Origin of the sequence: Marinilabilia salmonicolor, assembly GCF_003003035.1 — a bacterium.
GTDB lineage: Bacteria > Bacteroidota > Bacteroidia > Bacteroidales > Marinilabiliaceae > Marinilabilia > Marinilabilia salmonicolor_A.
In genome coordinates this window covers 75,096-93,801 of sequence record NZ_PVTS01000013.1, presented here as the reverse complement: position 1 = coordinate 93,801, position 18,706 = coordinate 75,096, and the positions used below count along the sequence as shown (strand labels likewise).

General features: G+C 44.0%; 13 protein-coding genes. 6 read left to right on the top strand and 7 right to left on the bottom strand.

The window, feature by feature from the left end:
- Nucleotides 1-62: 62 nt before the first annotated feature.
- The 5 genes from BY457_RS13485 to guaB form a co-directional block, all read right to left on the bottom strand.
- Nucleotides 63-1,643, bottom strand: a complete 1,581-nt coding sequence (locus BY457_RS13485) for an OstA-like protein (RefSeq protein WP_106153849.1) — start codon at nt 1,641-1,643, stop codon at nt 63-65.
- Between the two features lie 157 nt (nt 1,644-1,800).
- On the bottom strand, nt 1,801-2,754 hold the full coding sequence (locus BY457_RS13480; protein ID WP_106153848.1) for a hypothetical protein: 954 nt from the start codon (nt 2,752-2,754) through the stop codon (nt 1,801-1,803).
- Between the two features lie 179 nt (nt 2,755-2,933).
- The gene (locus tag BY457_RS13475) at nt 2,934-4,295 is read right to left on the bottom strand and encodes a peptidylprolyl isomerase (RefSeq protein ID WP_106153847.1); all 1,362 of its coding nucleotides are present in this window, start codon (nt 4,293-4,295) and stop codon (nt 2,934-2,936) included.
- 65 nt (nt 4,296-4,360) lie between these two features.
- Nucleotides 4,361-5,221: a hypothetical protein gene (locus BY457_RS13470; RefSeq protein ID WP_106153846.1), complete on the bottom strand. Its 861-nt coding sequence runs from the start codon at nt 5,219-5,221 to the stop codon at nt 4,361-4,363.
- Nucleotides 5,222-5,462: 241 nt separating this feature from the next.
- The gene (gene guaB / locus BY457_RS13465) at nt 5,463-6,932 is read right to left on the bottom strand and encodes an IMP dehydrogenase (RefSeq protein ID WP_106153845.1); all 1,470 of its coding nucleotides are present in this window, start codon (nt 6,930-6,932) and stop codon (nt 5,463-5,465) included.
- A gap of 102 nt (nt 6,933-7,034) precedes the next feature.
- Here guaB and BY457_RS13460 point away from each other — a divergent pair, with 102 nt between their 5' ends.
- The 6 genes from BY457_RS13460 (at nt 7,035) to BY457_RS13435 (ending at nt 15,265) form a co-directional block, all read left to right on the top strand.
- Nucleotides 7,035-8,942: a RecQ family ATP-dependent DNA helicase gene (locus BY457_RS13460; protein ID WP_106153892.1), complete on the top strand. Its 1,908-nt coding sequence runs from the start codon at nt 7,035-7,037 to the stop codon at nt 8,940-8,942.
- Between the two features lie 99 nt (nt 8,943-9,041).
- The gene (locus BY457_RS13455; protein WP_106153844.1) at nt 9,042-9,689 is read left to right on the top strand and encodes a DUF5063 domain-containing protein; all 648 of its coding nucleotides are present in this window, start codon (nt 9,042-9,044) and stop codon (nt 9,687-9,689) included.
- A gap of 199 nt (nt 9,690-9,888) precedes the next feature.
- Nucleotides 9,889-10,509, top strand: a complete 621-nt coding sequence (locus tag BY457_RS13450) for a 3'-5' exonuclease (protein ID WP_106153843.1) — start codon at nt 9,889-9,891, stop codon at nt 10,507-10,509.
- 14 nt (nt 10,510-10,523) lie between these two features.
- Nucleotides 10,524-11,708 (top strand): class I SAM-dependent rRNA methyltransferase, encoded by a 1,185-nt coding sequence (locus BY457_RS13445; RefSeq protein WP_106153842.1) that lies wholly within the window; start codon nt 10,524-10,526, stop codon nt 11,706-11,708.
- Nucleotides 11,709-11,730: 22 nt separating this feature from the next.
- Nucleotides 11,731-12,966: a DEAD/DEAH box helicase gene (locus BY457_RS13440; protein WP_106153891.1), complete on the top strand. Its 1,236-nt coding sequence runs from the start codon at nt 11,731-11,733 to the stop codon at nt 12,964-12,966.
- Nucleotides 12,967-13,141: 175 nt separating this feature from the next.
- Nucleotides 13,142-15,265 (top strand): Tex family protein, encoded by a 2,124-nt coding sequence (locus tag BY457_RS13435; RefSeq protein ID WP_106153841.1) that lies wholly within the window; start codon nt 13,142-13,144, stop codon nt 15,263-15,265.
- Nucleotides 15,266-15,378: 113 nt separating this feature from the next.
- Here the strand turns inward: BY457_RS13435 and BY457_RS13430 are convergent, their stop codons facing one another.
- Nucleotides 15,379-16,218: a BT1926 family outer membrane beta-barrel protein gene (locus tag BY457_RS13430; protein ID WP_106153840.1), complete on the bottom strand. Its 840-nt coding sequence runs from the start codon at nt 16,216-16,218 to the stop codon at nt 15,379-15,381.
- 94 nt (nt 16,219-16,312) lie between these two features.
- Nucleotides 16,313-18,301: a hypothetical protein gene (locus BY457_RS13425; protein ID WP_106153839.1), complete on the bottom strand. Its 1,989-nt coding sequence runs from the start codon at nt 18,299-18,301 to the stop codon at nt 16,313-16,315.
- Nucleotides 18,302-18,706 lie beyond the last annotated feature (405 nt).

Sequence of the window (18,706 nt, the reverse complement as noted above, 5' to 3'; positions counted from 1 at the left end):
CTTGCAATATCAGGTGGCCTGAATTGTTACAACAACAATGACAGGCCATTTTTTTACCGGCATTACTGGTCAAATTGATATCCGCTGTAATCAGCACGCTTAACATCCACCTCCATTTTCCGGAAGTTAAAGATGGATTCATAGCTTTTGGGCCGATACTCTTCGAGCCAGACAAAACCATCAAGTTTGGTATCCTCGGGAGCTAAAACCAAAGGAGGATTCATATTTCCTGACGGCTGAGTTCGCAAAACAATGGTATTCACCTTCCGATCTTCCAGAAAAATAGTAAGATTGCTGCTCTCAGCCCGGTTGACCCCTATCACATACTCCCGGTCTTTAGGATAATAGACCGTCTGACCGTTTCCATCGACATCAATCTTATACAACTGATTTTCTCTAAAATAGCCCGTCATCAACTTACCTTTGATCTGATTGTAATGCATGGTATCCTCGGGAGCTATCAAAAAGGCGTTGTCAATCATCTCTGCTTTATAGAGGGCACGTTCTTTGGTGAACAGCTTAATGGTTCCGGCAGTCATTTGATTCCCCTGAGCCCAAATAACCGGATCGTGGTAAAAGGTATTGGTACTGTCCCGAAAATCGTACACCATGGAATCACAGCGTCCCTGTAAATCAGTCCTGTAAAATTGCACATGATGAAATGCCCGGACAATTTTATTCTCAGGATCATCCTCCACCGGATCGGCGCGAAGGGTGTCGGCATGAAGAAAAAGGGTGTCTGCACCATAAACCTGCTTAAGTACAGCACGCCGGGTGGCCATGGCACGCTCACTTAGCTCATTGTAGAAACCGTAATTCCCGGTTATTATAACATTGTTGGCAGTATCCTCCAGCTCCATAGAGGAAAAAACCTCCCCAAGCCCGTTTTTTCGGTCATAATAGATGGTATCACCCCGTAAAGTTTGCTCCCCCCCATCTATGTAATTATTCTTCAAAAGACGGGCCTCATCCTTTTTAGTATCATAAAAACCCAACTCGGAATAAATGGTATTCTGATCACTGACAATATCGGTAGGCCCCAGAATCTCCACTACCTCCGTCCTGGTAAAATATTTCAGGGTGTCACTGTACATCAGATAATCCGGATTGGTCAGCACAACACTATCTTTAAAATTTACTTCCCCAATGCGTGGATAATAAAATCCGAGTCTGCTGACCAACTCATTGCTTTCATCAACAATGCGGCCTCCGTTAAAATAATAGGCCACATCGTCACGCCGGTCGTAATCCAGATGATTGGTAGTCAGAACCACATTTCGGTTTACCAAACGAACGTTATCGCGAACTTTCGCTACCTCCTCATCACCATCGTAATAAAGTTTATCTCCATAAAGATCAATGGTATCATTCTGAATGATATGAATAGACCCGAAAGCTTCAACTTTATTGGAATCTCGAAAAATAATGGCACTGTCACAGAACATTCGTGTATTGTGGTGCCGCATTTTCACATTTCCTTTAAGAGCCTGAACATTTTTACCCAACCGTTTTTCAGCCCCCTCCAAAACATCTGCATACTCAATTAAAATAGTCCCGTTTCCCCGCTGACTCTCCTGGGGAAAGACTTCCTGAATGCTGATAAAGACAAAAATGAATATAAAAAATATTTTGGTAAAATTCATTCGTTTAAAACTTCGTAACCAACTGATAAAAAACCACTTAAAAAACTCAAGAAAAAACAGAACCGCTTCGCTATCACATACAGAAACTTATGCCTATATTCCAGAAAAAAACTGCACATTTCGTCTAATTCCCCTAAAGCCTAACCGCCGACTCCCATTAGTCCAAACCTGATTCCTGAAATTCAAGATCAACGGGACTTCTATCCTCCGGAAGTCCACTCATTTCAGCAGATGCCGAAACCGGAAAATAAAAACGGTTTTGCAAATCAGGCTGGAACAAATAATCGAAACGAATTCCTGTCTCCTTAACCTTACTTCCATCCGGCTGCTCATAGGAGAGAATACATATTTTATCTTCGGGAATCATCTTAGCCACATTTACCCCGTTTCGGCAAAGCACAAAAAAACCGGCTTCTTCCCCTGTCAACACGTAACTCTTCAGATATCCCGATTCGGGAGCCTTGGTAACACTGGTTATAAAGTCACTGTTTTCTGTCTGCAAAACAGGGAAAACACCTCCTTTAGGCGAGGCATTCAAAACCATCTTCCCGTTTTTCGGATTTACTTCAATCCATATATCAGCGCTGTCGAGATTCAATGTATTGGTGCCTTCCAAAAAATCGAAGCCCCACTTCATTAAACTGCCTGCATCCGATCCGCTTCCTGCAACAATATGCTTATCTCGAATAAATGGAATGGAAGCCGAAAAAGCCCCCTCATCCATTTTCCTAACGACCAGACTGGCATTGAACGGATAAGGTGACAAAAAAATAGTGTCACTGATATCGGGTTTTTTAACAACTTTGTAATCGAGGCCACTCAGAAATCCGGAAGCGCTGGTCCGCACTGTAATTCCAAATCCGCGACGAAATGACATCCGAAACCGACCATACTCATCACTCAGCGTATAGTTTTTCAGAGCTTCCGTTTCGTCAATATTAGCCTGATAGGAAGATGAGGCAAGAATACGCGCATGTTTCACAGGTTTTCCTGTCGTTTCATCTACCACAACACCTTTCCAGGAGATGTTATACGCTTCCCTGACGCATCCGCTCATCAGCAAAAGCATCATAAAAACCACACCACCCCAAATCAATGTTACCTGCCTCATAATTGCCAGCCTATTTTGTATCTGTCCATAAAGTCACCTTTGCTTCGTTACCCCATTCCCGAAAAGTACTCATTTACTCAGGTAAACTCCGCATTTTCGGGAATGCCAAGCCTTGCAAACGCAACTTTCTGAACCGACACAACTCAAATTACCATTTTTCCCGACTTTGCAGACGGACTCTATTTAATCCAGCCCTCAAATTCAAAATCACAATTTCTCCAATCACCGGAAATTGAGATATAAGTTTCCTCCTGTTTTCTCTTAATCCAATCGTTAAACGTTTCCTCCTGTTTTTTGTTCTCCAGCATTCGCTTAATAGTCTGATAATCATCTACCATATTGGCACGATGCGGAGGGGTCTTTTTCTGTAGCCGAACAATGGTATATTGATCGGTTCCCAATCGCTGATCTTTCATAAGAAAAGGATTGGATACAGCACCTTCATCCATATTTTCAATAACCCGCGCTATCGTGGGAGGGATTTGCTGAAGTTCAAATTTGGTGGACTGACTCTGAGGATTAATGACAGTCCCTCCGCTGGCCCGTGTATCTTTATCCATGGAGAATCGCAAAGCTGCATCCTCGAAGGATATGCTGTCTGCCCGAATCAAAGTAACCAGAGAATCGGCCACCTCTTTGGCCTCCTCAATAGCATCTGCCGACGGCTTGGGCTTGAGCAAAATGTGACGCACATTAATACGGTCTCCCTGTCGCTCCACCAATTGCATGATATGGAAACCAAACTCAGTCTCCACAATCTTGGAAACTTTATTTTTGTCTCTTAAATTGAAAGCCACCTGCGAGAACTCAGGAACCAAATTGGCTCTCGGAGTAAGGCCCAGTTCACCTCCGCGAGCAGCACTATTGGGATCTTCAGAGTACAAAACAGCCAGTGTGGCAAAATCACGCCCTTCACGCACCTGGCGCTGAAAATCACGCAAACGCCCCTTTACCCTGTCAATCTCCTCCTGACTTATTTTCGGTGTAATAGCAATTTTTTGGTACTCAAACTGAGCGGGCATGCGTGGAAGACTGTCTTCGGATGATTCCCGGAAAAACCGACGAATCTCCATTGGAGTTACATTAATTTCTTTGGTAATCTGAGACCTCATCTGCTGTGTAAGCATTTGATTGCGAACCAGCTCACGCTGCTCTTCCTTAATGCGAAGAATAGACTTATTCAACCACTCCTCAAGTTTTTCACGCGATCCCGCACGATTGATAAACTCATTGATTTGACGATCCACCGTCATCAGGACCTGATTCTCACTCACCTCCACACTGTCAATCTTAGCCTGCTCCAACAGAAGCTTCTGAACCATCATTTGCTCCAGAATGTGACATTTCATATCACCGGGAAAGTCAACCCCTTCCATTAGAGCCTGCTGATGCTGAAACTCGATATCTGACCTGAGTACAGGCTCATCACCCACAACGGCAACAACCTGATCTATCACATTTTTTTGCCCTTGAGCCAATAATGATGAGAAAATCAGAATAAGCAAAAAAGGAAGTCTGACGCGATGAATATTTATCTGCATTTGAAAAAGTTTTTTCATTTTAAAAGAAAGAACATTCAGCCCGGGCAATTGGGGCCAAAAGAATATTAATAAAAATTTATAGTTTTCTTTTGAAGTGCTTCATTATAGAGCTCTTTTTCGAGACTCTTAATGAATGCTCCACGTTTTTTATTCAAAAGTATGGCTTTAATTCTCTCCTCCACAAAACTAATAGGGGCAATACTTCCGATAAATTCATAATCTGTCACTAAAAAGAAATACCGAAATTGCTCATCGGTGGTTTCATAATAACGATTGTATCTCAAAAACCGTTCCTCATTTCTAACGGGCTCGGGCAAATTGGCATTTATTCGTTGAAAAGGCACCCAGGTATCCAAAAACATCTTATACATACGTGCATTTTGTAAGCTGTAATTTTCCAGCTCAACCAAACTCTCCGGGTCGGCAGTCCTGCACCACCGGCGAACATCGTTCTGTCCCGGAGCATCCAACGGAACTTTCAACATTAGTCCTTTGACAATATTCTCCTGCAGTTTAAAGTTGTCCTGCATCTCATTGTAATATTTTTCAATCTCTTCATGCTTCAGCAATGGAGAATACTTCTGTTCAAGCATTTTCTGCTGATACTTATTTACCAGCAACGAAGTCCTGTATTCATCCAGCATCTGACTTACATCTTTCTCTTCTTCTGTCAGATTCGATTCGGCCTGTCGGAGAAACAGTTTACTTCGCACCCATCTGTTGACATACTCATCTGCAAGCGCAGCACTGTCTTCTTTGCTTACATCAGTAGGGAGCACCTCCCTCAAATCACTATCTGTCAACACCTCATCCCCAACACGAACAACCGGGTTTCCAACATTTTCGGGCGAAGAATCCCGGCAGGTTAGCAACAAAAATGAAAAACCGGTAAATAAAATCAATATTGTAAGTACTCTAAACTTCATCCGAATATTATTTTGTAATCGGTGCTTTAAAAACTTCAGGACATTTGATCCTACCCCTAACCGATAAAAGATGAAGGGGTGTAATGTTTTTCCGCAGTTTATTAATCACACAAAAATAATGGAATGTTTGGTGGTTGACAAACAACAATATAAACAAACCTCAAAAATACAAAAAAGAACCCGGAATAACGCGAAGGTTTATTCCGGGTTTGTATAATACTTTCCTATGAAAGACTTCAGACTATCGCGAATAGTTTGGAGCCTCACGGGTAATGGTCACATCATGGGGATGACTCTCCATCACACCGGCATTGGTAATGCGTGTAAACCGTGCACCATGCAATCCTTCAATATCACCGGCACCACAGTAACCCATTCCGGCCCTGAGACCACCAATCAACTGATAAATAACTTCATACAAAGTACCTTTATACGGTACTCTGGCAGAAATTCCTTCGGGAACCAATTTCTTAATATCATCTTCCACATCCTGAAAATAACGATCTTTGGAGCCTTTTTGCATCGCTTCAATGGATCCCATTCCCCGGTAAGTTTTAAATTTCCGACCATTGTAAATAATGGTTTCCCCAGGGGACTCTTCCACCCCGGCAAACAAGGAACCTGCCATTACCGAATGAGCTCCGGCGGCCAGGGCTTTTACAATGTCTCCACTGTAGCGCAAACCACCATCAGCAATGAGCGGCACACCTGTTCCTTTAAGGGCTTTATGCACCTCATAAATGGCGGAGAGCTGAGGAACCCCCACACCTGCAATAACACGAGTGGTACAAATAGAACCGGGACCAATACCCACTTTCACTCCGTCTGCTCCTGCATCAACCAAATCCCTGGCTGCTTCAGCTGTGGCAATGTTTCCCACAACAACCTCCAGGTCGGGATATCTCTTTTTTGTTTCGCGCAAAGTATTCAAAACACCTTTTGAATGGCCATGTGCAGTATCAATAACAATGGCATCAACATTGGCATCAACAAGTGCCTGAATGCGCTCAAACGTATCGGCCGTAACACCCACACCGGCAGCTACTCTCAACCGCCCTTTGGAATCTTTGCAGGCAAACGGTTTATCTTTGGCCTTGGTAATATCTTTATATGTAACCAAACCAATCAGTTTGTTGTTGTTATCCACAACAGGCAACTTCTCAATCTTGTGGCGCTGAAGAATATCCACAGCCTTTTCAAGATCGGTAGTCTGATTGGTGGTAATGACATTTTCAGAAGTCATCACCTCTTCCACAGAGCGGTCAAAGTCCTTTTCAAAACGCAAATCCCTGTTGGTAACAATCCCCACCAGATAACCTTCATCATCCACTACAGGAATACCTCCGATTTTATATTCACTCATCAGGCCCAGTGCATCTGCCACTGTTTTATCCCTTTTTATGGTAACCGGATCGTAAATCATTCCGTTCTCGGCTCTTTTCACGATTTCCACCTGCTTAGCCTGCTCTTGAATGGTCATATTTTTATGAATTACACCAATACCTCCCTCTCTGGCAATGGCAATGGCCAGGTGCGATTCGGTAACGGTATCCATCGCTGCCGAAACAATAGGTGTTTTCAAAATAATATTCCGTGAAAAACGAGTTGACAGATCCACCTCCCGAGGCAATACTTCCGAATAGGCCGGTACCAGAAGTACGTCATCAAAAGTCAATCCGTCTGATGCGATTTTGTCGTTGAGAAATGACATGAGCTGATGCTTTTTAGGTTAAAAAAAATTTTGGCAAAGGTAAGAAATTCTCTTTTGTTTTGCAGTTCCTGTTGGATAGATTATTTGATTAATTTTGTCCGTATGGCCGACAAATATCATGAGCTGTTAAAAAAATACTGGGGCTTCGATAACTTCAGGCCTCTACAGGAGGACATTGTGCGATCTGTTGGCGCAGGAAATGATACATTAGCCCTGATGCCAACAGGCGGTGGAAAATCCATCACTTTTCAGGTTCCGGCACTGGCCGGGGAGGGACTCTGCCTGGTGGTTACCCCCCTTATTGCCCTAATGAAGGATCAGGTGGAAAACCTCAAACGAATTGGGATCAAGGCAGAAGCCATTCATTCAGGGCTTTCATACCGCGAAATTAAAATCACTTTTGACAATGCGACCTTTGGTGGCACCAAATTTTTATATGTCTCACCCGAAAGACTGTCCACCGAACTTTTCCTGCAAAAACTGCCTTTTCTAAACATCAACCTTATTGCAGTGGATGAGGCACACTGCATCTCACAATGGGGATACGATTTCAGACCCTCCTACCTGAAGATTGCCGCCATCAGGGAGATAATTCCGGACACGCCTGTATTGGCTCTTACCGCAACCGCCACCCCCCAGGTGGTGGAGGATATCGTTGAAAGGCTGATGTTCCGATCGAGAAATATTTTCAAAAAAGATTTTGCCCGGTCCAATCTGGCTTACGTTGTTCGCCCCACCGAAAGTAAAGAGACAGAACTGGTAAAAATTTTAAAAGCCGTAAAAGGATCAGCAATTGTATATGTCAGGAGCCGAAAAAAAACTCGTGAATATGCCCAATTACTCATTCAGAACAACATAAGTGCCGATTATTTTCACGCAGGTCTTACTCACATCAGTAAAAACGACCGTCAGGACAAATGGAAAAAGAACCAAACCCGTGTGATGGTTGCCACCAATGCCTTTGGAATGGGTATTGATAAACCCGATGTTCGGATGGTCGTACACATGGATGCGCCGGACTCTCTGGAGGCCTACTTCCAGGAAGCCGGCCGGGGTGGACGAGACGGAAAAAAATCTTTTGCCGTTTTGCTGTGGAGCAACAACGACAAAGCAAAGTTAAACAAGCAGGTTAAAACCACTTTCCCGGAGCCTGAAGCAATAAAAAGAATTTACGAAGCGCTGGGAAATTTCTTCCAGCTGCCTGTTGGCGCAGGTTTTCAGATGATGTATGATTTTGACATGGGAAAATTCTGCAGTGCTTTCAAACTCAACATCCTTCAGGTTTTCAATTCGCTGAAGATACTCCAGCGTGCCGGATACCTCACATTTACCGAGGAGTTGGACATTCCCTCAAAAGTAATGTTTCTGGTGGAAGGGAACGATCTCTACAAATACCAGGTAGCCCATGCAGACATGGATCCGTTTATAAAAATCCTGTTACGAACCTACACCGGCCTGTTCACCGAATATGCCTCCATTTACGAAGCAGACCTGGCAAAAAAAACAGGGACTGATGCGCAGATCATTTACAAAGCGCTCCAAAAGCTATCCAAGGCAGGCATCATACACTATATCCCAAGACGAAAGACACCTTTAATCACCTACCTCCAATCACGCGAAGAATTGCAGCATCTGCGTCTGCCTCCTGAGGTCTATGAGAAAAGGAAACAACAATACATGGATCAGGTAGGAGCCGTCATTGAATACGGATCGTCGGACCATATCTGCAGAAGCCGTCTTCTGCTCAACTATTTCGGACAAAGCAAATCAGAAAACTGCGGAATTTGTGATGTCTGCCTCTCCCGCAAGAAAACCGGACTGACAGACACCACCTTTAATGACATTGAAAAATCCGTGGAAAACATTCTGAAAGAACATCCCATGGAGGCAGAAAAGCTGGTGGACACCCTCGGGTTTGATAAAAAACACACCTGGGATGTTTTAAAATGGCTTGAAGATCATGAAATAATAGGCGAAATGGAAACCGGGGAAATGGAGTGGCTGAAATAATACAGCTGTTGCCATGTATTAAAGACAGACCATAAAAAAAGGGTTTTACCCCGATTAAACACAACATTATCAATATTTATCACTAATTTTGCACCAATTATGCAGACAGATTTTGAACATCCGGTATATTCCAAAAACGTAGTAGAGTTTGTAACTGTTGGCAAGGAATTCTGTGTATGGCTCGAAAGCACCCTTTCGCTGCCACGCAGAGACTTTGTGGAGACAGGCCGCAAAATGCTGCCACTATTGTATCTGAAAGCATCCGTGTTGCCCAGGACGGAAACCATGCTGAAAGATGACTTCCTGGAGAAGTTTGTGGATGAAGATGAATATCAGCAAGTGCTCAATGCAGTGTTGACCAAAATGGGCCCATACAATGATTACCTGGAGGTATTTACAGCAGATATGCAACGAAGTGTAGAACCGCTCACTGCAACAATTTCTGAAAACCTTGCCGACATCTATCAGGATGTGAAAGACTTTTTGATGAGTTACCGAACAGCCGTAACTGAGATCATGAATGAAGCACTCATCGAACTGATTCATAGTTTTGAGGAGTATTGGGGACAAAAACTGGTCAACGTACTCAGGGCTATGCATGAGGTTGCCTTCAACGGAGAAAACATTGATGAGGAAGAAGATGAAACCGATCCGACGGAAGACCGTAGAAACACCGAAGACTGGTTAATCTCGAAAATGCAAAAAAACTGGCAGGATGACCACGAAGAAGATCGGAACAACATTTAAGTGTATGTCTATAAAGTCCAACTTCTGCGTTGTTGCTCAAAATCTAAATCCTCAAATACACTAGTATTCTGCGGCTTAGATTTTTCAAACGCCTTGAATTTGAGCTTTCTAGTTCAAACACTGAAAAACGCTTAGTTTATAGACAGACTCAAAATAGGGCCGGCAAAAACAAGCGGGCCAACCGTAACATTTTAACTGAATGCAGCATACAATATCCAAAGACGCAATCAACGAATTACCCCTGAAACAGTTTGAAGGGAAAGTGACAGTGATCGAAGATCCTGATCGCGTTCCCGAAATCGTGGAAAAGCTTCAAAAAGAAAAAGCCATTGGTTTTGATACCGAAACCAAGCCCTCTTTCAAGAAAGGTGTTTCTCATGACATTTCGCTCCTGCAACTCAGCACCAAAGACGAAGCCTATCTGTTTCGTCTTCCCAACACAGGTTTTAACGGAGCCCTGACCAAATTGATGAACAACCCCAAAGTTGCAAAAGTGGGCGTTGGCATTCGGGACGACATCCGGGGCCTGAAGCATCTGAACAATTTTGTTCCCAAAGGATTTGTGGAGCTTCAGGAAATGGCGCCCAAATACGGAATAGAGGTGCTTAGCCTGAAAAATCTTGCCGGTTTGCTTCTGGGTTTCAGAGTCTCCAAGCGGCAAAGACTCTCTAACTGGGAAGCACAGGAACTGTCGGAGGGACAAATTCTTTATGCTGCTACCGATGCCTGGGTATCTCTTGAAATTTACCTCAAATTAAAAGAGCTGAAGCCGGTCCCCCAAAAACCAAAAGAGACTCAACCACAAGAAAAAAGCTCATAACAGCCAACCTTTATATGGAATTTGCTAAGATTATTCTAAAACCGGGAAAAGAACAAAGCATTTTACGGTTTCATCCCTGGATATTCTCCGGGGCCATCAAATCTGTTTCCGGAGAAATTGAAGAAGGAGATATAGTAGAAGTTCTGGACTCCAACAACAATTTTCTCGCTATTGGGCACTCGCAGATTGGCTCCATTGCGGTAAGAATCTTCTCTTTCACTCCTGTAACACCGGATGAAAATTTTTGGGAAGAGAAAATCAGAAAAGCCCTGGATGTCCGGAAAAAATCAGGACTTATCAACAACCCGGAAACCGATGCCTACCGCCTTATTCATGCAGAAGGAGACGGCATGCCTGGACTAATCGTGGATATGTACAACCAAACAGCTGTTATGCAAATCCATACCGTTGGAATGTACCTCATCAAAGACACATTGTGCAAAGCGCTTCAAAATGCTATGGGTCCGGAACTTAAGGCCATTTACAACAAATCGGAGGGGACCATTCCCTACAAAGCCAATATCACTGCCGAAAATGGCTTTCTTTATGGTAAAACAGAGGATAAAACAGCCATTGAGAATGGGTTACGGTTTAATGTGGACTACGAAAAAGGCCAGAAAACCGGTTTTTTTGTTGACCAACGCGAAAACAGAGCTTTGCTGGAGAAGTACAGCAAAGACAAAAAGGTACTCAACCTGTTTTGTTATACGGGAGGATTCTCCTTTTATGCCTTGCGGGGAGGAGCATCGCTGGTACATTCGGTGGACAGCTCCGAACGTGCCATTGAGCTGACCCGTGAAAATGTGGAACTCAACTTTCCGGGAGATGAGCGGCATCAGGCTTTTGCCGAAGATGCCTTTAAATTCCTGAATGCCCCCAAAGAAGATTACGACCTGATGATTCTGGATCCTCCGGCTTTCGCCAAACATTTGAATGTGGTGCCCAACGCATTGCAGGGATACCGGAAATTAAATGCCAAAGCCATTGAGAAGATTAAACCCGGCGGCATTATCTTTACCTTCTCCTGTTCACAGGTCATCAGCAAAGATGCATTCCGAAAAGCAGTATTTTCAGCTGCCGCCAAAACCGGTCGTTTTGTGCGAATCCTGCATCAACTGGAACAACCGGCAGACCATCCGGTAAACATTTATCATCCCGAAAGTGAATACCTGAAAGGGTTGGTTCTTTTTGTGGAGTAACAGTAACTTAAAAGAAAAGATTTTGAAATTTACAGAATTTGGCTTCTCACAGGAAGTAATTGACGGACTGGAAGCCATGAGATTTGAAAAAGCAACCCCTGTTCAGGAGGCTACCATTCCTCCCATTATGAACGGGAAAGATATGATTGCCTGTGCACAAACCGGTACCGGAAAAACTGCTGCTTACCTGCTCCCGGTGCTTGATCGACAGGTGCAATCCAATTCTGAGGGACTCAATACTTTAGTTTTGGTGCCAACCAGAGAGCTGGCCATGCAAATTGACCAGCAAATGGAGGGTTTTGGATATTTTCTGCCCATCACATCCATTGCCGTATATGGAGGTAATGATGCAGGCTTATGGAATGCCCAGAAAAATGCACTAACTACCGGCGCCAACGTAATCGTGGCTACTCCGGGTCGCCTTATTCAGCATCTGAGCATGGGCTATGTGAAGATGGATACGTTGAAACACCTCATTCTCGACGAAGCAGATCGTATGCTCGATATGGGTTTTTATGAAGACATCATGCAAATTGTCTCCTTTTTGCCCAAAGAGCGACAAACACTCATGTTTTCTGCTACCATGCCGAAAAAAATCAGAGACATGGCACGGGAACTTCTATCGGAATATGAAGAGGTCAACATCGCCTTGTCAAAACCGGCAGAGGGAGTGCTTCAGGGAGCTTATATGACTTATGAGACCCAGAAAATGCCGTTGATTAACAGTCTGCTGAAGGGGAAAGACCTGAAGAGCATTGTAATCTTCTCCTCCACGAAACAGAAAGTAAAGGAGATTCAGCAATCATTGCAACGAAACGGATTCCCCGCAAAAGCAATTCATTCAGATCTGGAACAAAAAGACCGGACTGAAGTAATGCGCGAATTCAAGAACCGCAACGTGCAAATCCTTGTGGCCACCGACATCATTGCCAGAGGAATTGATGTGGAAGGAATCGATCTGGTCATAAACTTTGATGTGCCAAATGATGCAGAAGATTACGTACACCGGGTAGGACGTACCGCCAGAGCCTCCTCCACAGGAGTGGCACTGACATTCATCACCGAAAAAGATCAACAGGATTTTCAAAAAATTGAAGAACTGATTGAAACCACCATCATAAAAATTCCTTTGCCTGAAGAGGTTGGAGAAGGCCCGGAATACAACCCAAAATCATACAACAAAGGAAAGAAACCGTATAAGCGTTTCAACAAAAAGGGAGGAAAACCGTCAGGCAAATACAGGAAGGACAAAAAATAGTGTCACTTCATAAAGCATCTTTTCCCATCGCATTGCAAAAATGCAGGTTAAGTTTGCACCATTGAGAAACCAAAAGGCTGTGTGAGCCGGGATAGTCCCCTGTTTATGCAGCTTTTCAGCATCAGGGTGGTGCAGAGACAGGTAACAACGAAACAAATATATAAAACCATTCACTATGCAAACCATTCCAAAACTCATAGCTGAAAAGACAGGCATTTCGGCAACCCAGGTCAACAACACCATCGAACTCCTTGACGAAGGAGCTACCATTCCATTTATCAGCCGATACCGGAAAGAACGCACGGGAAGTCTGGATGAAGTAGCCATTGGCAACATCAAGGAGGCCTACGACAAACTTCAGGAACTGGAAAAGAGAAAAGCAACCATCCTGAAGACCATCGAAGAACAGGAATTGCTGACCGATGAATTAAAATCAAGAATAGAAAACTGTTACGACAGTACAGAACTGGAGGACATCTACCTCCCCTACAAGCCCAAGAGGAAAACACGTGCCACCAAGGCCCGGGAGCTGGGGCTCGAACCTCTGGCAAAAATCATCATGAAACAGCATGAACGGGATGTGGAATCCCGGGCCGCTTCCTTTCTGACCGATGAAGTCACGGACACTGAGGCTGCATTGCAAGGGGCCCGCGACATTGTTGCGGAATGGATCAATGAAAACCAGACTGCTCGTGAAATTGTCCGCAACAGATTTCAGCATCACTCGGTAATATCTGCCCGACTCGTAAAAGGGAAAGAAGAGGAAGGAGCCAAATACCGTGATTATTTTGAATGGGACGAACCCCTTAAACGCTGTCCTTCCCACCGTTTCCTGGCTATGCAGCGTGGAGAAAAAGAAGGATTTCTGAAACTGGGAGCTGCCCCAGACGCTGAAGATGTTTTGCCCCGGCTCAAACGCCTCTTTGTGAAAGGAAACAATGACACATCAGATCAGGTGGAAATGGCCACCGAAGATGCTTACAAAAGATTACTGGCCCCCTCGCTGGAAAACGAGACCATGGCACTCTTCAAGGAAAAAGCCGACGAAGAAGCCATCCGGGTATTCAGTGATAACCTGAGACAGCTTTTACTGGCTCCGCCACTTGGTCAGAAACGGGTGCTGGCCATCGACCCGGGCTACCGCACCGGTTGTAAAGTGGTATGTCTGGATGCTCAGGGCGAATTGCTGCACAATGAAGCCATTTACCCCCATCCTCCGCAAAAAGAGACCGGAAAAGCCATGAAGAAACTTGATTCACTGGTAGATGCCTACAAAATTGAAGCCATTGCCATTGGAAACGGAACAGCATCCCGTGAGACGGAGGATCTGGTACGTAAAACAAAGTTCAATCGTGACGTACAGGTTTTTGTGGTCAGTGAAGACGGAGCATCTGTTTACAGTGCCAGCAAAGTGGCACGCGATGAGTTTCCTCAGTATGATGTCACTGTCCGAGGGGCAGTATCCATCGGCCGTCGATTGATGGACCCGTTGGCAGAGCTGGTGAAAATAGACCCCAAATCCATCGGGGTAGGTCAATACCAACATGATGTGGATCAACATCAGCTAAAAGATGCCCTTGACAGAGTGGTTGAGTCGTCAGTGAACAGCGTGGGTGTCAACCTCAACACCGCAAGCCATCACCTGCTCACCTACATCTCCGGTCTGGGGCCTGCACTCGCCAAAAACATTGTTTCCTATCGAAACGAAAACGGCCCGTTTGCCAGCCGTGCAGCATTGAAGAAAGTTCCGCGCCTTGGAGCCAAAGCTTTCGAACAGGCGGCAGGATTCCTGCGAATATCGGATGCCAAAAACCCGCTGGACAGCACGGCAGTGCACCCCGAATCATACCCCATCGTTAAACAAATGGCTGCAGACCTGGGATGTGAGATAACAGACCTGATTAAAGACAAGTCGCTTAGAGAAAAAATAGATCTGAATCGTTATGTGACGAATGATACCGGATTACCAACATTGAAGGATATCATGCAGGAACTGGAAAAGCCGGGTCGCGATCCGCGTCAAACCATTAAAGTTTTTGAATTCTCCAAAGACGTCCACAGCATGGAAGATTTGAAACCCGGCATGACAGTCCCCGGAATTGTCACCAACATCACCAATTTTGGTGCCTTTGTGGATGTAGGCGTCAAACAGGACGGACTGGTACACATTTCCCAATTGGCCGACCGTTTCATTTCAAACCCCAATGACGTTGTAAAGTTACATCAGCATGTGGAAGTGCGCGTACTGGAGGTGGATGTAGCCCGCAAAAGGATTCAGCTATCTATGAAAAACATGTAGAGACGATTCATGAATCGTCTATACATGAATCGTCTATACATGAATCGTCTATACAGCAAAAAAAGGCGGCCCGTCGGGTCGCCTTTTTTAATAACAATAATTCATTTTCCTAATCAGAACCGGAAACCAAGTTTAATTACCGGTTGTGAAAAGATTGCAGTATTATGTGTAGCTGCATCCTGTGCTTCCATACCACTCTGATGATACACACGTTTTGCATTGTACATATAATTAAACGCTTTAATCTCAATCCCAAGGAACATTCCTTCGGACAGATAGTAGTCGATACCCCCGACAACACTACCGCCAAGGCCATAAGCCTCTCCACGACGAGTATCATGAGTGGGAATCACCTCTCCATTATCATCAACACCGCGGAAGCCATCAGCAATTTCCATCTGACCGTAGGTAGCATTGACTTGCACACCCCCGTAAGGGTTCACTCTCGAATAGTTACTGGCGAAATAATAATCGGCACCCAAATCCACATAAAATTGTTTGGTGGTGCGGCTCTCCATCATCTCCCAGCCGGGAACGTATGTTCCGGGATATGCAGGCTCTCCGTCCACGGAAGCCTCCCCGGTCACCATTACTGCATCGGCTGCGGGAGAACTCATTACAGCTCCGGCACCACTAAAACGGGCAGCAATCTGTGAGGTGATAAAATACTTGGCTTCTACGCCAATCATATTGGTCATGCTGTATTGAGTGGAAAAACCGGATGATGATGGGGCACTTAAAGAAGGTGCAACTCCATCAAAATTCCAATATTCAGACTCATTAACAGCACTGTTTACCTCAGCGTATTGTACATCACCAAACGAAACAGCACGTCCAAAACGTAGGGCCATCGATTTATCGCCTGCCTGCGGACCAAATGATTGTGCCATTACTCCTCCCGCAAGAAGGAACATAGTCACCATCAGTGTCCACGACATTTTTATCTTTCTCATAAGAATCAGGCTTTTTTTTAAAGGATTATAGTAATTTTTGAAAAGTGGCCGGGAAACGGAACTCCCCGGCCGGAGAATATTTATTCCTCCTAAACTACTCCTCTGTACCTAATTCTGCGTCAATTAACTCTTTGTAATGATCAGCTTCTGCCTGATAGATATCAAGTTCGGTTTGTTTCTGGGCAATTTTTGCTTCCAGACTGGCAATCAAAGCCTCCCAGTTTGCAAAGTCATTGTCAATTTCAGCAATATCAGCCTCTGTCTGAACAATCTGCTCTTTAAGACCGGTTACATTTTCATAAAGATCATCAGAAATATCCTCCCCATTTCCTTCAAGAACCGACTCATAATCTTCAGCACGATCTAACTCAGCTTTAAGAGTGGCCAGTTCGGAAGAAACTTCATCATAGGTAACCCTTGCAGCATAAAATGCAGCTTTGGCATCCTGGTAAGCAGTTTCCAGAGCTGCCAGGTTACCTGACTGAAGACCTTCGAGATAAGCAACATAACCCTCAACAATCTCCAGATTGGCTTCATACTCATTCATATCATCATCCCAACCATCGATTTCTGCCTCCCAACTTTCAATTTCTGCATTAAATGTTCCAATAAAATAAGGGATATTTACTACTTCCTCATCAGAACCTAAAGGACTTTCCGAATAGTTGGCCATATAGAGGAAAGAAAGATCAATGTCAGAATCATTGACATCCTGAATAAATTCATCGTAAGCGGTATATGCATCGTAGAAAGTTCCTGAAGTAGAGTTCATCGGATCACCGGGATTGTCCGTAACAGCCTCAAGAGCATCCAATGCATCATCCAATGCATCCTGACTTGCAGTTGTTTGTTCTGCCTGATTGGCAATTTCAACCACATTTACCTCATGCAACAGAGGTTCGATCTTTTCATATTCTGTAATAACATCCTGTTCAAGAGCGGCCAGTTGGGATGCATATTGCTCATGAAGCTCTTCCAGCAGAGCAACCACATCTTCTTTTTCGGAAATCAGCTCCTCATTTTTAGTAATATCGGTTTCAAAACTTTCAATCCAATCATTGTAAAATTTGTATGACCGGAAATAAATCCCTTCAGTATCAAAATCAGAATCACCCGCTCCGGTTTCTTCAATAGTGCCAGGGTCAACCACATTGGTAAGATAACTGTAAGGAATGATTTCCTGATTTACATTTTCTTCATCAGAAAAAGTTGCAATCAATAAATCCTTATTCACAACTTCTTCCCATGCATCGTAAGCAGTCTGGTACTCTTCAAGCGCAACTTCGCGGGCTTGTTCGGCGAGCTCCTGCTCCACCTCTTTGTCATCAATCTGAGATTTAAGATTGTAGATATCTTCTTTCACATCTACCAGTTCGTCAGCAATGGTTGCCAGGTCGCCCATTACAGCCTCATAACGCTCTACCCATCCCTGAAGATATCCAAGTCTAATATTTAGATATTCCTGCTGAATGGTTTTGGCAGCAGCAAGATTTCCAGAATCGGTAAGGTCATTATTGAGGAAATACAATTGAGCTGTTGCAAGATTTCTCTGAAGTCCTACAATCTCCTGTCTCAAAGAATTAACCTCTGAAATAGCTTTTTTGTAGGCGGTCAGATAAGCAGAAAGATTCTTGTTTTTTGCAACATCAGCAGCAATCTCGGATTCATACTGTGAAAGCGCAATCTCCAGTTCTTTCTGGGCTTCAGCCAGTTCTTTTTCAGCAGTAATAAGAGCCTTGTCAATGGAAGCCTGAGTTTGAGCCTGATTCAGGTCGGCAGCGATCTGAGCATTGGCAATTAAAATTGCATTGTTAGCCTCACTGTAAGCATTTTGTATTTCTTTTGCCCGGGCTTTCGCCTCTTTAATGGCTACTTCGGCTTGCTTAACCGCAGCTTCAGCGTTTCTGTAAGCAGCTTCAGCTTCAGCCGCCAGCGTTGTTGCGGTAGCTTCGGCATTCAATTTAGCTGCCTGGGCTTGTCTAAGAGCCTTTACACCGTCAGCCTCTTCGTTCTTTACACATCCGGTAGTAAGTAGTAGTCCGGCCAAAACAGCCGTGCCGGTTAGGAGTTTTAAATTTTTCATTTAACTAATTGATTAAAATTAAACACAGATAAAACAATTCTGAATTATTTATAATTCACGTTTCGAACCTGGATTATTCATTAATTATCTATTGCGATGTTCAACTACCTTCTAAATTCAGGCGTCCTCAATAAAATTGATTTGAAAATAGTTCACTATTTCCTACCTCAATTTTATCTGCGGTTACCAGAATTTATTGATATTTAACCATCTCATAACGAAAAATCATGAATAAACCAGGTTTAGACAATTTTTCTATTTTAACTCAACAAAAGACAGACAACACGACAAAGTCGCTTGAACATTTGTGCCTCGGTTGTAAAGTTCTTTTCGGGGAAAACAAAAGAAACAACACTGTGATATCTGTCGGATAATGGAGAGAATGCTGTTGACCTCCTCCATTAA